Genomic DNA, 14133 nt, shown 5'->3' with positions numbered 1-14133 from the left:
CTAGTGGCCGTGCCCTGCCTCGTGGCCGTCCTTGCCGTGCTTCGCCGCCCAGGCGTCGGCCTTGGCGGAGTGGCGGTTGGCGACGTTCTTGTACGACAGCGTGACCAGGCCGAGGAAGGCGAAGACGATGATGGCGATCACGCCGAAGATCAGCGTCTCGAGCTGCACATTGCCGTGGTGCTCGGTTTCGGCAGCGACCATCGCGATCTGTGCGACGAGGTTCATCCTGACTCCGTTTCGTGGCTGGCGGGCATGACTCACGAAGAGCCACAGCGCCCCCTAGTCTAGCCCTCAGCCGCGCGTCTGCCCTGCCCCACGCGCCAGCCATTTCGTGCTGGTCAGCTCGGAAAGCCCCATGGGTCCTCGCGCGTGCAGCTTCTGCGTCGAGATGCCGACCTCGGCGCCGAACCCGAACTCGCCCCCGTCAGTGAACCGAGTGGACGTGTTCACCATCACGACCGCCGAGTCGACCTCGGCCAGGAATCGCTCCGCGTTGCGCGAATCGGTGGTGATGATCGACTCCGTGTGCCCGGTGCTGTAGCGACGGATGTGGTCGAGCGCATCGTCGAGGGTGTCGACGACCTTGATCGCGATGTCGAGACTGAGGTACTCCGTCGCCCAGTCGTCTTCCGTCGCCGGGATCACGTTCGAGACGAGCCCCGCCACCATGTCGTCGCCGTGGATCGCGACTCCCTCGCTCTGCAGTGCGCTCGCGACGAGCGGCACGAGCCGCGGTGCGGCTTGACGGAGCACGAGCACCGTCTCGACGGCGTTGCACACACTGGGACGCTGCACTTTCGCGTTCACCACGATGTCCTGCGCCCAGTCGTCAGGAGCGCTCTCGTCGAGCACGATGTGCACGTTGCCTGCGCCTGTCTCGATCACGGGGACGGTGGCCTCGGTCACGACGGTCTCGATCAGCCCCGCGCTGCCCCGGGGCACGAGCACGTCGATGAACCCGCGTCCGTGCATCAATGCCGTGGCGCCGTCGCGACCGAAGTCGTCGACCGTCTGCACCGCTTCCGGCGTGACGCCCGCAGCCTGCAGCGCGTCGCGCATGATCTCGACGAGCACGGTGTTCGACTCTCGTGCGGCGCTGCCACCGCGCAGGACCACGGAGTTGCCCGAGCGCAGCGCGAGCGCGGCGATGTCGACGGTGACGTTCGGACGCGCCTCGTAGATCGCGCCGACCACTCCGAAGGGCACCCGCACCTGCTCCAGTGCCACGCCGTTGGGCATCCGATGCCCTCCGACGACGCGACCGACGGGGTCGGGCAGGGCCGCGACCTGGCGGACTGCCGCGGCGAGAACGGCGACGCGCTTCTCGTCGAGGCGCAGCCGGTCGATCAGCGATTCTCCGATGCCGTCGGACCGACCTCGCTCGATGTCTCGACCGTTGGCCGCGATGATCGCGGCAGCATTCTGCTCGAGAGCCACCGCGATGGCCTCGAGAGCCCGGGCCTTGTCATCGCTGGTCAGCCTGGCCGTGGCGCGGGACGCCTCTTTGGCGAGCTCCAGGCGCGTCTGGGGGGTCTGGTCGGTCATCCGCCCAGTCTAAGAGAGCGCGGGTTCGAACCAGGTCCCTATGTCGGCCCCGGAGAGGGCCTTGTCGACCAGGTCGGCACTCGTCACGAGCACGCCGATCCCGGACGCGGCAGCCAGTCGAGCGGCCGAGACCTTGGTCGCGGCTCCTCCGGTGCCGACGCTGTTGACGACTGTCGATCCGAACTCGAGTCCCGACAGATCGGCATCGGGGGCGACGACGTCGATGGGCTCGGCTGTCGGGTCGGACGGCGGCTTGGTGTAGAGCGACTCGATGTCGCTCAGCAGGACCAGAGCGTCGGCCTCGATCAGCTGCGCGACGAGCGCTCCGAGTCGGTCGTTGTCGCCGAAGCGGATCTCCTGCGTCGCGACCGTGTCGTTCTCGTTCACGATCGGCAGGATGCGTAGACCGAGAAGACGCTCCATGGCCCGCCGAGCATTGCTGCGCGAGGTCGGGTTCTCGAGGTCGCCCGTCGTGAGCAGCACCTGCCCCGCGACGATGTCGAAGCGACGCAGAGACTCCTGATAGCGGTAGACCAGGATGTTCTGTCCGACCGCGGCCGCGGCCTGCTGCGTGGCCAGGTCGGTCGGGCGGGCGTCGAGACGCAGGAACGGAATGCCTGTGGCGATCGCTCCGGAGGAGACGAGGATCACCTCTGCTCCGCGCGCGTGCGCTGCGGCCAGCGCCTCGACCAGAACGGGGATCCGCCATGACGACTCACCGCTGATCGATGAGGACCCGACTTTGACGACGATCCTCGAGGCTGTGGCGAGATCCGCCCTCGTGCGAGCGGTCACTCCCCGTCCTCGCGGTAGGCCGCGAGCCGCTGAGCCTCGACCTCGGCGCGAGCCTCGGCCTTGGCATCCATGCGCTCGTAGTAGTTCTCACGACGCTCGGAGGTGGTGCGACGGGCGTTGGGCGCCAGGCGCGGATCGGTTCCGCGGGGCGCCGTCATGAGTTCGGCCGCAGACGTCATGGTGGGCTCCCAGTCGAAGACGATGCTCTCGCCTTCGCCGATGACGACCGTGGATCCCTGCACTGCACCGAGGCGGAAGAGCTCGTCTTCGACGCCCAGCTTCTCGAGGCGATCCGCGAGATAACCCACGGCCTCCTCGTTCTGGAAGTCGGTCTGCTGAACCCAGCGGACGGGCTTCTCGCCCAGGATGCGATAGATGTTGCCGTAGCTGCCACCCTCGACCCGGATCTCGAAGCCCTTCTTGGGGCCGCGCGGGCGAAGCACGACGCGCTCACGCGGGACCTCGGTCGCGGCGAGCTCTGCGCGGTGTGCGTCGACGATGTCGCCGAGCGCATAGGTCAACTGGCGCAGGCCCTCGTGCGAGACGGTGGAGATGTCGAAGACGCGGAATCCGCGAGCCTCGAGATCCGGACGCACGAGATCGGCGAGGTCGCGGGCCTCCGGCACGTCGATCTTGTTCAGCGCGATGAGCTGGGGGCGCTCGAGCAGCGGAGTCTGTCCCTCGGGGACCTCGTACGCGGCCAGTTCGCCGAGGATGACGTCGAGGTCGGAGATCGGGTCACGACCGGGCTCCAGCGTCGCGCAGTCGAGCACATGCAGCAGTGCGGTGCAGCGTTCGACGTGGCGGAGGAACTCCAGTCCGAGACCACGCCCCTCGCTCGCTCCCTCGATGAGTCCGGGGACATCGGCGACGGTGTAGCGCGACTCCCCCGCCTGCACGACACCGAGGTTCGGGTGGAGCGTGGTGAACGGGTAGTCGGCGATCTTGGGGCGGGCCGCCGAGATCGCACCGATCAGGCTGGACTTGCCTGCAGAGGGATAGCCGACGAGAGCCACGTCTGCGACGGTCTTGAGCTCGAGGACGACATCGCCCTCGTCTCCCGGGGTGCCCAGAAGCGCGAATCCGGGCGCCTTGCGCTTCGGCGTCGCCAGTGCGGCGTTGCCGAGTCCGCCATGGCCGCCCTTCGCGACGACGAATCGCTCGCCGGGCTCGATCATGTCGATCAGAACCTCGCCGGCCGCGTTCCTGACCACGGTGCCGACGGGAACGGGAAGCTCGAGGTCCTCACCCATGAACCCTGCACGGTGGTCGCCCATGCCGGGTCCGCCGTTGCCGGAGCTGCGGTGGGGCGAGTGGTGGTACGAGAGAAGCGTGCCCGTCTGCGTGTCGGCGATGAGAACGATGTCGCCGCCGTCGCCGCCGTTGCCTCCGTCGGGGCCGCCGAGCGGCTTGAACTTCTCGCGGTGCACCGAGACACAGCCGTTGCCGCCCTTGCCCGCACGCAGGTGAAGCGTCACGGTGTCGACGAAACTGACCATGTCTCTCTCCTCAATAAAGAACTCGGCCGGAACCGAGAGTTCGGCCGGCGATTCGGCCGGGAACACATGTCCCGCCGAAAACGCAAATTCGGGACGGGCCGAAGCCCGCCCCGAATCGCATGACTACTGTCGTGCTGTGATCACTCAGCAGCGGCGACGATGTTGACGACCTTGCGGCCGCCCTTCGCGCCGAACTGCACCGCACCGGCGGCCAGAGCGAACAGGGTGTCGTCGCCACCGCGGCCGACGTTCACGCCGGGGTGGAAGTGCGTGCCGCGCTGGCGGACGATGATCTCGCCGGCGAGAACCTGCTGTCCACCGAAGCGCTTGACGCCAAGTCGCTGAGCGTTGGAGTCACGACCGTTGCGGGTGGAGCTTGCGCCCTTTTTATGTGCCATGTCCTGGTCTCCTCGGTCTTACTTGATGCCGGTGATCTTGACGCGCGTGAGCTCCTGACGGTGGCCCTGGCGCTTCTTGTAGCCGGTCTTGTTCTTGTACTTCTGGATGATGATCTTCGGGCCGCGGAGGTTGCCGATGACCTCTGCCGTGACCTTGACCTTCGCCAGCGAGTCGGCGTCGGTGGTCACCGAGGCGCCGTCGACGAGCAGCACTGCGGCCAGCTCGATCTTCTCGCCCTGGGCAGCCTTGACACGGTCGAGCTGAACGATCGTGCCGACCTCGACCTTCTCCTGCCGCCCACCGGCGCGCACTACTGCGTAAACCACTTCATACCTGTTTCGTTGGGGAGCTCGCGGCTCCGATATCTCACGGGAAGACTGTTGCTTGCATGCGACGCTGGGCGACGGGCACGAACGCAAGACTCTCCGCTTCGACCGTCCAGGACGACGCGGCATACGCACCAAGGGACTACTTTACCGGATGCAGGACACTGTGGCAAAACGCGCCGCCTGGTGTGTCCGGTCATAGGCTGAACGAATGACCGTTCTCGTCGATGACCCCATCTGGCCCGCACACGGGCGCCTGTGGGCCCATCTCGTCAGCGACGACAGCCTGCAGGAGCTGCACGCCTTCGCGAGGTCGCACGACGTTCCCGCACGCGCCTTCGACGTCGACCACTACGACGTCCCCGAAGAGCTCATCCCCCAGCTCCTCGCCGCCGGCGCACAGCATGTCGGCGGCAAGGAGCTGGTCAGGCGACTGATCGCCTCAGGACTGCGAGTCCCCGCCCGCGACCGGCGCTGACGGCTCCGAGTTCACGGAGATCGGCGTGCCGGTGAGCGCGGCGGTGGAGACACGGCGACGACCGCGTCCCTGCCCCGGAGCCTTCGGCTCGGGAAGCGCATCGAGCACGGAATCGAGCAGCGCCTCAGCCGGGGACTTGGGCGACTTGCGGTCGGATCCGCGCTTCTTGCGGGGCTTCTTGGCTCGCTCCTGCGTAGCGGGGGCTTCCGTCGTCGTCTCCACGGCGGGAGCGACGACCTCCGTCGGCTCGTCGGCGTTCGGAACGCGCGTCGAGGCCGCGATCTGCGCGAGCGCGGACTTCGCCCCCTCGGGGATGCTGTGCGTCGTCACCGCGGCGGGCGCCGAGTTCTGCGACTGGCCGTTGCCGCCGCGCTGGCGACGGTTGGACTGCGAGTTGCCGTTGCCGTTGCCATTGCTGCTCGAGCGGTGCTTCACGACCGGGTCGTGGTGCACGATGACGCCGCGACCGGCGCACACGTCGCACGCCTCGCTGAACGTCTCGAGCAGGCCGAGGCCGAGCTTCTTGCGGGTCATCTGCACGAGGCCGAGCGAAGTGACCTCGGCGACCTGGTGCTTCGTCCGGTCACGGCTGAGGCACTCGATCAGGCGGCGCAGCACGAGGTCGCGGTTCGATTCGAGCACCATGTCGATGAAGTCGACGACGATGATGCCGCCGATGTCGCGCAGACGCAGCTGGCGGACGATCTCCTCCGCCGCCTCGAGGTTGTTCTTGGTGACCGTCTCTTCGAGGTTTCCGCCCGAGCCGACGAACTTTCCGGTGTTGACGTCGACGACCGTCATGGCTTCGGTGCGGTCGATGACCAGCGAGCCACCGGACGGCAGCCAGACCTTGCGGTCGAGCGCCTTCTCGATCTGCTCCGTGATCCGGAACACATCGAAGGGATCGCTCTCGTCCTCGTACGACTCGACGCGCTCGAGCAGATCGGGTGCGACGCTCTCGAGGTAGGCGCGGATGGTGCGCTGCGCGTCCTCGCCCTGGATCAGCATCTTCGTGAAGTCCTCGTTGAAGACGTCGCGGACGATCTTGACCAGAAGGTCGGGCTCGGCGTGCAGCAGCGCCGGTGCCTGCTGGCTCTCGACCTGCTTGCGGATGTGCTCCCACTGGCTGGTGAGCCGCTGAACATCGCGAGTGAGCTGGTCTTCGGTGGCACCTTCGGCCGCCGTACGGACGATCACCCCGGAGGACTCGGGGAGAACCTCCTTGAGGATGCGCTTCAGGCGCGTGCGCTCGTTGTCGGGCAGCTTGCGGCTGATGCCGTTCATCGATCCGCCCGGCACATACACGAGGTAGCGACCCGGAAGCGAGATCTGGCTGGTCAGACGGGCGCCCTTGTGGCCGATCGGATCCTTGGTGACCTGCACCAGGACGCGGTCGCCCGCTTTGAGCGCGAGCTCGATACGACGCGGCTGGTTGCCGGTCTCGACGCCATCCCAGTCGACCTCGCCGGAGTAGAGCACGGCGTTGCGGCCACGGCCGATGTCGACGAACGCGGCCTCCATGCTCGGCAGCACGTTCTGCACGCGGCCGAGGTAGACATTGCCGATCAGCGAGGCATCCTGGTTGCGCGCGACATAGTGCTCGACGAGCACGCCGTCTTCGAGGACACCGATCTGCGTCCGGCCGTTCTTGGAACGGACGACCATCTTGCGGTCGACCGACTCACGACGCGCGAGGAACTCGGCCTCGGTGACGACCGGACGCCGACGGCCGGCATCCCGTCCGTCGCGACGGCGCTGCTTCTTCGCCTCGAGTCGCGTGGAACCCTTGATCGCCTTGGGCTCGGTGATGTATTCGACGACGCGCTGGCGGGGCTGGCGCGGTTCGTCACGCTGCTCACGCGGCTCGCGCTGCTCGACATCGTCGGAACCACCGCGACGGCGACGGCCACGGCGGCCGGCCGGCTCCTCCGGCTCCCGCTCGGCGATGCGGTCGAACACGCGCTCGCGGCCCGGACGGGCCGGGAGCGGAAGGACCTCGGGAGCGTAGAAGTGCAGCTGCGTCGATACCTGAGAGACGAAGACCTCGGGCAGCAGCCCCAGTGACACAGCCGTGAGGGGCTGGGGCACCTCGGGCTTCTCCTGGGCAGGCTCAGCAGCGCTCTCTTCGGAAGAGGCTTCGGCCGCGGGAGCGTCGACGGCAGGAGCGTCAGCGGCAGGAGCATCCGCAGCAGGAGCATCCGCAGCAGGAGCATCCGCAGCAGGAGCATCCGCAGCAGGAGCATCCGCAGCAGGAGCATCCGCAGCAGGAGTAGGAGCCTCAGCGGCAGGAGCTGCCTCGGCGGAAGCCTCCGCAGGAGGTGCGTCGTCGGCGGGAGCATCCTCCGCAGGAGTCTCCTCCGCCGGAGCGGGCTCAGCGGTCGAACCCGCGCCGTCCTCCGAAGCGTCGGACGTGCCGTCGGCCTCCGGAGCGTCGGCGACTACCTCTGCGGGTGCGTCAGCATCCGCAGAGAAGTCGAGGGTAGGGGCGTCGTAGTCATTGTTGTCATCGGCCATCTCTGGCTTGCTCCTCGCGCGGACACTTCGTGTTCCGCTAACTCTCATGCGGCACCCGCAGGTGCCGCGAACTCATTCGGTGTGCGACCGGCTCATGGCTCTGATCACGAGGGGCATACGGCCCCGAAGTCTGCGTCGATGCCCGCCGCGACAGGGTCGAGCGATGCATCACAGGCCATTATCGCACCAAGTGCGCCGGTTCGCGGCATCGCCGGGGCACTGAGTCGTTTTCTCCGGCGCGCTCACGCCCGATACATAGCGATCACTGAGAGAATCCAGACATGAGCGAGCAGCGCACCCGCCCCGTCGTCTATGCCGTGTGGTTGATCATCGCGAGCGTCATCGGCTGGTTCGCCGCCTTCCAGCTCACGGTCGAGAAGTTCGTGCTTCTCGAGAACCCGACCGATGCCCTGGCCTGCGACGTCAGCCCCTTCATCCAGTGCAGCAAGAACCTGGGCTCGTGGCAGGGCGAGATCTTCGGCTTCCCCAACCCGCTGCTCGGACTGACCGGGTGGATGGCGCCGTTGGTCGTCGGGGTCGCGATCCTCGCTGGAGCCCGCTTTCCCCGCTGGTTCTGGGCTGCGTTCGGCGCCGGCATCACGTTCGCATTCGGACTCGTCTGCTGGCTGATCGGCCAGAGCCTGTATGCATCGAACCTCGGAGTGCTGTGCCCGTGGTGCATGGTGACCTGGGCCGTGACCATCCCGACGTTCTTCGCGACCATGCTGCATCTCACTCGGAACGGCACGTTCACCAAGAGCGAGAAGGCCCAGGCGCGTGCGGACAAGCTCATGGTCTGGGTTCCGCTGGCGACCATCCTGGCCTACGCGATCATCATCGTGATGGCTCAGCTGAAGGGTCTCGACTTCCTCGGCGAGATGGCGCGCATCATCTTCTGATTCCTCTCACCCCTGAATCGACGAAGCCCGCCGCACGATCTCGTGCGGCGGGCTTCGTCGTGAGCGGATCGGTCAGTCGAACCAGATGCCGAGCTCGCGTGCGGCCGACTCGGGGCTGTCCGAGCCGTGCACGAGGTTCTGCTGCACCTTGAGGCCCCAGTCGCGACCGAAGTCGCCACGGATCGTGCCGGGTACGGCGGTGGTGGGGTCGGTCGTGCCGGCGAGCGACCGGAAGCCCTCGATCACGCGGTTGCCCGCGAGGCGGATCGCGACGGACGGCCCTGAGAGCATGAACTCGAGGAGCGGCTCGTAGAACGGCTTGCCCTCGTGCTCGGCATAGTGCTCGGCCAGCAGGTCGCGGTCGGGCTCGACCAGGCGGATGTCGACGAGGGAGTATCCCTTCGCTTCGATGCGAGCCAGGATCGTGCCGGTGAGGCCGCGGGCGACGCCATCGGGCTTTACGAGGACGAGGGTTTCTTCGGTGGCCATGTCATTCACTCTCTGTCTGAGTCTCGGTCGTGGGCCCGTCAGGACGTCGTGCGTCCAATCGGGCCCCCATGATCGTCGCATACCCCCACATGCCGCCGAAAACCACGACGACGAGCAGGATCGCGGGCACCAGGATAGCCGCCAGCGCGATGACGACCTGCAGGATCCACCCTGCGGTGATCGCCCAGGGCTTCGTGATCATCCCGGCGACGGCGATGCAGGCGAGTCCCACGACCGCGCCGCCGACGATCCCCCACCACTGCGGGATGCCGGCAGGCAGCGACTTCAGACCGAAGACCGTGAGGCCCGCGAGGAAGACGACGATCGACTCGAACCCGAGCACGATCGGCGCCAGCTTCTGTACGAGCGTGCGGGGCGGACGCGGAGGACGCGCAGACGGGGAGACGGCGGTCATGCGCGCCACCCGGACTTCCAGTCCTCTGCCTCAGCGAGGGCGATCGCCTCGCCCGCGAGCACGACCGACCCGGCGATCACGACGGCTCGGCGATCGGACGATGCCGCCCATTCCCGTGCGGCATCAGCAGCCTCAGCGAGGGTCGGATGGACGGTCGCACGCTGTCCCGTCGCCTCGACGAGGTCGGCGATGAGATCCGCGTCGCTCGCGCGGTCGGACTCCGGCGCGGTGGCGAAGACGTGCGCTGCTGCAGGTGCGAGCTTCGCGACGATGCCGGCGGCGTCCTTGTCGGCGAGCACACCCAGCACGACGCCCCACTCGTCGAAGTCGAAGCTGTCGTCCATCGCGAGAACGAGCGCGGCGGCGCCGTGCGGGTTGTGCGCGGCATCGACGATCACCGTCGGAGCGACCCCCAGCAGCTGAAGACGTCCGGGCGAGGTCGCTCCCTGGAGCCCCTCCGAGATGATGTCGGCGGCGATCGGCTGCTCGGCGCCTCCGATCAGCGACTCCACGGCGGCGACCGCGAGGGCGGCGTTGTGCCCCTGGTGCGCACCGTACTGCGGCAGATACTCCTCGACATAGGCGCCGGCGAGTCCGCGGATGGTCAACAGCTGTCCACCGACGGCGAGCTTCTGGTCGGCGAGCCCGAACTCCTCACCCTCGAACGCGATCGTGGCGTTCTTCTCGGCGGCGACGCGACGCAGCACTTCAGCGGCCTCTGCGGGCTGCTGCGCCGAGACGACGGCCGCGCCTTCCTTGATGATCCCCGCCTTGACCGTCGCGATCTCGGCGATCGTGCTTCCCAGACGATCCGCGTGGTCGATGTCGATGGGCGCGAAGACCGCCACGTCGCCGTCCGCCGTGTTGGTCGAGTCCCACTCGCCCCCCATGCCCACCTCGAGCACGAGCACGTCGACAGGGGCATCGGCCACGGCCACGAAGGCGAGCACGGTGAGCAGCTCGAAGAACGTGAGCGGCTCCTCCCCTGCGGCCTCGAGCTCGGCGTCGACGATCTCGACGAAGGGCTCGATCTCATCCCACGCGTCGGCGACAGCGGCATCCTCGATCGGCTCGCCGTCGATCATGATCCGCTCGGTGAAGCGCTCGAGATGAGGACTCGTGAACAGCCCGGTGCGCAGCCCGTGCGCCCGAAGCAGAGTCTCGATCATCCGAGCCGTCGACGTCTTGCCGTTGGTCCCCGTGATGTGCACGACGCGATAGGTGCGCTGCGGGTCGTCGAGGTATGTGAGGATGCGCGCGGTGCGCTCCTTGCGCGGCTGCACCCAGCGCTCCCCCGCGCGGCTCAGCAGCGTCTCGTAGACGGCATCCGCCCTGTCACGTGCGCTCATGCGCTCGGCTCCTCGATGTTCGTGTCGATCGTGACGATGATCGGGCGCTTGTCGGCGCCCAGCGCGGTCGCCCCGCTGCGGAACACGCCGCCTCCTGGGCTGGTGACGTCCTTCACGAGAGCGTTCATCTCGTCGGTTGCCTGCACAGCGAACGCCACGGCCAGGGTCTCCCCTGCGATCAGCTCTGCATGCGCCTGCAGCGCCTCGGCGTCGTCCGGGCTCACGTTGAGCGCGAGCACGATGCGATCGCTCACGTCGAGGTCAGCGTTCTTGCGGGCCTCCTGCACGACGCGGATCGCGTCGCGTGCGAGTCCCTCCGCTTCGAGCTCGGGTGTCGTCTGCGTATCGAGCAGCACGACGCCCCCCGTCGGCACGAGGGCGAGAGCCTCGCCCTCCGGACGACCGGCGGTCTCGAGCGCGAGCTCGTACTCCGACGGCTCGAGAGCGATACCGCCCGCGGTGACGACGCCGTCGCTCTCCGACCAGTCGCCTGCCTTCGCGGCTTTGATCACGGTCTGCACGTTCTTGCCGAGCCGCGGGCCAGCGGCACGCGCGTTGACGCTGAGCCGGTGGCTGATGCCGTAGTCCGCAGCAGTCGTCTCCGACTGCGGGACGAGCTCGACCGACTTGACGTTGAGCTCCTCGCGGAGGATGTCCTCGAACTGGCCGAGCGTCCCTGCCAGCGGTGACACGACCGTGAGGCGGGCGAGCGGCAGACGCACGCGCAGCTTCTCCTTCTTGCGCAAAGCGTTGCCGACGCTCGAGAGCTCGCGGACGGCATCCATGGCATTCCGGATCTCGTCGGCGGCGGGGAACGCGGTGGCGTCGGGCCAGTCCTGCAGGTGCACGCTGCGTCCGCCTGTGAGCCCCTGCCATACGCGCTCACTGACGAGCGGCACGAGCGGAGCCGCGACTCGGGTCAGGGTCTCGAGCACGGTGTAGAGCGTGTCGAAGGCCTCGGTGTTCGAGCCCTCCCAGAACCGGTCGCGCGAGCGGCGGATGTACCAGTTGGTGAGAACCTCGGCGAAGTCGCGCAGACGAGCGGACGCCGTCGTCGAGTCGAGTCCCTCGAGGTCCGCCCGCACGTCGCGCACGAGGTCGCCGAGCCGAGCCAGGATGTACCTGTCGAGCACGTCGGTCGAGTCCGTGCGCCAGGTCGCCTCGTAGCCGCCCGGCTTGGCCGCGTTCGCATACGTCGCGAAGAAGTACCACGAGTTCCACAGCGGAAGCAGGAACTCGCGGACGCCCGATCGGATGCCCTCTTCGGTGACCGCGAGGTTGCCACCGCGCAGCACGGAGCTCGACATGAGGAACCAGCGCATCGCGTCGGAGCCGTCGCGGTCGAGCACCTCGGAGACATCCGGATAGTTGCGCAGCGACTTCGACATCTTGTAGCCGTCGTTGCCCAGCACGATGCCGTGGCAGCTGACACCGGTGAAGGCCGGACGATCGAAGAGCGCGGTCGACAGCACGTGCATGACGTAGAACCAGCCACGCGTCTGCCCGATGTACTCGACGATGAAGTCGGCGGGTGCGTGCGTGTCGAACCACTCCTGGTTCTCGAACGGATAGTGCACCTGCGCGTACGGCATCGAACCCGAGTCGAACCACACGTCGAAGACGTCCTCGATGCGGCGCATCGTGCTCTTGCCGGTGGGGTCGTCGGGGTTCGGACGCGTGAGGTCGTCGATGTAGGGGCGGTGCAGGTCGATCTCGCCCTCGGGGTTGCGCGGCAGCGTGCCGAAGTCGCGCTCCATCTCTTCGAGAGAGCCGTATGCGTCGATGCGCGGGTACTCCGGGTCGTCGCTCTTCCAGATCGGGATCGGCGAGCCCCAGTAGCGGTTGCGGCTGATCGACCAGTCGCGCGCCCCCTCGAGCCACTTGCCGAACTGGCCGTGCTTGACGTTCTCGGGCACCCAGGTGATCTGCTCGTTGTTCGCGAGCAGGTCGTCCTTGATGTCGGTGACACGGATGAACCAGCTCGACACGGCCTTGTAGATCAGGGGGTTCCGGCAGCGCCAGCAGTGCGGGTACGAGTGCACGTAGCTCTGCTCGCGCAGCAGTCGTCCCTCGGCGCGGAGCAGACGGATGAGCGGCGTGTTCGCATCCATCCAGAGCTGGCCGGCGACGTCTGTGACGTTCGGCAGGAAGCGCCCGCCGTCGTCGAGCGACAGGATCGTCGGGATGCCGGCGGCACCGGCGACCCGCTGGTCGTCCTCACCGTAGGCGGGAGCCTGGTGGACGATGCCGGTGCCGTCGCTGACGGTGACGTAGTCGTCGACCAGGATGCGCCAGGCGTTCTCGGTGCCGTAGGTCTCGGAGTCGGCGTAGTAGTCGAAGAGTCGGTCGTAGGTGACGTCCTCCAGGTCGGCTCCTCGCACCGTCGCGTCGACAGCGGCGAGCGCATCGCCGAGGCTCTCGTAGCCGAGATCCTTGACGTAGCCGCCGAGCAGTTCGCGGGCGAGGAGGTAGCGGTGCGCGGACGCCTCGATCGCGGCATCCGTGGTTCCTGCCACCGCATGCACGTCGGCGGCTCCGTTCGGGCCCGCCGGAAGCACGATGTACTCGATGTCGGGTCCCACGGCGAGCGCGAGGTTGGTGGGCAGGGTCCAGGGCGTGGTCGTCCAGGCGAGCGCGCGCACGGCGGTGAGTCCGAGGGCCTCGGCCTTCGCGCCTGTCAGCGGGAACGTGACGGTGACCGACGGGTCCTGACGGTTCTGGTAGACGTCGTCGTCCATGCGCAGCTCGTGCGCCGACAGCGGGGTCTCATCGCGCCAGCAGTAAGGCAGCACCCGGTATCCCTCGTAGGCGAGCCCCTTGTCGAACAGGGTCTTGAACGCCCAGAGCACGCTCTCCATGTAGCCGAGGTCGAGCGTCTTGTACCCGCGCTCGAAGTCGACCCAGCGAGCCTGACGCGTGACGTAGTCCTGCCACTCGTGCGTGTACTTCAGCACCGAGTCCTTCGCCTTCGCGTTGAAGACGTCGATGCCCATCTCTTCGATCTGGCTCTTCTCGGTGATGCCGAGTTGCTTCATGGCCTCGAGCTCAGCGGGCAGACCGTGCGTGTCCCAGCCGAAGACGCGATCGACCTTCTTGCCGATCATGGTCTGGAAGCGTGGGAACACATCCTTGGCGTACCCGGTGAGCAGGTGCCCGTAGTGCGGCAGGCCGTTGGCGAACGGCGGGCCGTCGTAGAAGACCCACTCGTCGTTGCCCTCGCGCTGCTCGATCGAGGCGCGGAAGGTCTGGTCGGTCTCCCAGAAGTCGAGCACTTCGCGCTCGATCTGGGGGAACCGAGGGCTCGGTGCGACGGAGGCAGCCTGGTCGGCGGCGGGGCCGAAGGAGGAACGCGGGTAGGTCATGTCGTCTCGCAGGAGTCGTGGCGGATGCTGCTGCGAGGACGATCCGTCCGGAATCTCATCCCG

General features: G+C 67.6%; 13 protein-coding genes. 2 read left to right on the top strand and 11 right to left on the bottom strand.

All coding sequences use genetic code 11. The annotated features are described in order from the left end of the window. From ASF87_RS16060 to rplU, 6 genes are all read right to left on the bottom strand, one after another. Positions 1 to 225 carry a hypothetical protein gene (locus ASF87_RS16060; protein ID WP_042537709.1) on the bottom strand — a complete coding sequence of 75 codons (225 nt, stop codon included), beginning with the start codon at positions 223 to 225 and terminating at the stop codon, positions 1 to 3. Positions 226 to 291: 66 nt separating this feature from the next. Next, positions 292 to 1545 carry a glutamate-5-semialdehyde dehydrogenase gene (locus ASF87_RS16055; protein ID WP_056377319.1) on the bottom strand — a complete coding sequence of 418 codons (1254 nt, stop codon included), beginning with the start codon at positions 1543 to 1545 and terminating at the stop codon, positions 292 to 294. Between the two features lie 9 nt (positions 1546 to 1554). Continuing rightward, complete coding sequence (gene proB, locus ASF87_RS16050) at positions 1555 to 2340, bottom strand: glutamate 5-kinase (RefSeq protein WP_042537714.1); 786 nt, start codon at positions 2338 to 2340, stop codon at positions 1555 to 1557. Beyond that, entirely contained in the window at positions 2337 to 3839 is a 1503-nt protein-coding gene (obgE, locus tag ASF87_RS16045; protein ID WP_056377318.1) for a GTPase ObgE, read from the bottom strand. The genes proB and obgE overlap by 4 nt, the downstream gene beginning before the upstream one ends. Before the next feature lie 140 nt (positions 3840 to 3979). Beyond that, the gene (gene rpmA, locus ASF87_RS16040; RefSeq protein WP_028501603.1) at positions 3980 to 4237 is read right to left on the bottom strand and encodes a 50S ribosomal protein L27; all 258 of its coding nucleotides are present in this window, start codon (positions 4235 to 4237) and stop codon (positions 3980 to 3982) included. Between the two features lie 18 nt (positions 4238 to 4255). Beyond that, positions 4256 to 4564 carry a 50S ribosomal protein L21 gene (gene rplU / locus ASF87_RS16035; protein WP_072591411.1) on the bottom strand — a complete coding sequence of 103 codons (309 nt, stop codon included), beginning with the start codon at positions 4562 to 4564 and terminating at the stop codon, positions 4256 to 4258. A gap of 211 nt (positions 4565 to 4775) precedes the next feature. Here rplU and ASF87_RS16030 point away from each other — a divergent pair, with 211 nt between their 5' ends. Next, positions 4776 to 5042 (top strand): DUF4031 domain-containing protein, encoded by a 267-nt coding sequence (locus ASF87_RS16030; protein WP_056377315.1) that lies wholly within the window; start codon positions 4776 to 4778, stop codon positions 5040 to 5042. Here ASF87_RS16030 and ASF87_RS16025 read toward each other — a convergent pair. Continuing rightward, on the bottom strand, positions 5007 to 7556 hold the full coding sequence (locus ASF87_RS16025) for an Rne/Rng family ribonuclease (RefSeq protein ID WP_056377314.1): 2550 nt from the start codon (positions 7554 to 7556) through the stop codon (positions 5007 to 5009). The genes ASF87_RS16030 and ASF87_RS16025 overlap by 36 nt on opposite strands. Before the next feature lie 281 nt (positions 7557 to 7837). Between ASF87_RS16025 and ASF87_RS16020 the strand changes: the two genes are divergently transcribed. Further along, entirely contained in the window at positions 7838 to 8455 is a 618-nt protein-coding gene (locus tag ASF87_RS16020; protein WP_056377312.1) for a vitamin K epoxide reductase family protein, read from the top strand. A 72-nt stretch (positions 8456 to 8527) separates the two neighbouring features. Here ASF87_RS16020 and ndk read toward each other — a convergent pair whose 3' ends face one another. From ndk to ileS, 4 genes are read right to left on the bottom strand one after another with little or no spacing between them, the layout of a single operon-like run. After that, complete coding sequence (ndk, locus tag ASF87_RS16015) at positions 8528 to 8944, bottom strand: nucleoside-diphosphate kinase (protein WP_056377310.1); 417 nt, start codon at positions 8942 to 8944, stop codon at positions 8528 to 8530. A 1-nt stretch (position 8945) separates the two neighbouring features. Beyond that, positions 8946 to 9359, bottom strand: a complete 414-nt coding sequence (locus ASF87_RS16010) for a DUF4233 domain-containing protein (RefSeq protein ID WP_056377690.1) — start codon at positions 9357 to 9359, stop codon at positions 8946 to 8948. Beyond that, positions 9356 to 10708 (bottom strand): bifunctional folylpolyglutamate synthase/dihydrofolate synthase, encoded by a 1353-nt coding sequence (locus ASF87_RS16005; RefSeq protein ID WP_056377308.1) that lies wholly within the window; start codon positions 10706 to 10708, stop codon positions 9356 to 9358. The genes ASF87_RS16010 and ASF87_RS16005 overlap by 4 nt, the downstream gene beginning before the upstream one ends. Continuing rightward, positions 10705 to 14070 carry an isoleucine--tRNA ligase gene (gene ileS, locus ASF87_RS16000; protein ID WP_056377306.1) on the bottom strand — a complete coding sequence of 1122 codons (3366 nt, stop codon included), beginning with the start codon at positions 14068 to 14070 and terminating at the stop codon, positions 10705 to 10707. The genes ASF87_RS16005 and ileS overlap by 4 nt, the downstream gene beginning before the upstream one ends. Positions 14071 to 14133 lie beyond the last annotated feature (63 nt).

This window comes from Microbacterium sp. Leaf161, assembly GCF_001423645.1.
In the GTDB taxonomy this organism is placed as follows: Bacteria; Actinomycetota; Actinomycetes; order Actinomycetales; family Microbacteriaceae; genus Microbacterium; species Microbacterium forte.
This window is presented reverse-complemented; position numbering and strand designations above follow the sequence as displayed.

Coding starts and splice junctions, on each gene's coding strand:
- ASF87_RS16020 (WP_056377312.1), top strand. CDS start 7,838: ATGAGCGAGCAGCGCACCCGCCCCGTCGTCTATGCCGTGTGGTTGATC.
- ASF87_RS16010 (WP_056377690.1), bottom strand. CDS start 9,359: ATGACCGCCGTCTCCCCGTCTGCGCGTCCTCCGCGTCCGCCCCGCACG.
- ASF87_RS16025 (WP_056377314.1), bottom strand. CDS start 7,556: ATGGCCGATGACAACAATGACTACGACGCCCCTACCCTCGACTTCTCT.
- ASF87_RS16005 (WP_056377308.1), bottom strand. CDS start 10,708: ATGAGCGCACGTGACAGGGCGGATGCCGTCTACGAGACGCTGCTGAGC.
- ASF87_RS16055 (WP_056377319.1), bottom strand. CDS start 1,545: ATGACCGACCAGACCCCCCAGACGCGCCTGGAGCTCGCCAAAGAGGCG.
- rpmA (WP_028501603.1), bottom strand. CDS start 4,237: ATGGCACATAAAAAGGGCGCAAGCTCCACCCGCAACGGTCGTGACTCC.
- ndk (WP_056377310.1), bottom strand. CDS start 8,944: ATGGCCACCGAAGAAACCCTCGTCCTCGTAAAGCCCGATGGCGTCGCC.
- ileS (WP_056377306.1), bottom strand. CDS start 14,070: ATGACCTACCCGCGTTCCTCCTTCGGCCCCGCCGCCGACCAGGCTGCC.
- ASF87_RS16060 (WP_042537709.1), bottom strand. CDS start 225: ATGAACCTCGTCGCACAGATCGCGATGGTCGCTGCCGAAACCGAGCAC.
- obgE (WP_056377318.1), bottom strand. CDS start 3,839: ATGGTCAGTTTCGTCGACACCGTGACGCTTCACCTGCGTGCGGGCAAG.
- ASF87_RS16030 (WP_056377315.1), top strand. CDS start 4,776: ATGACCGTTCTCGTCGATGACCCCATCTGGCCCGCACACGGGCGCCTG.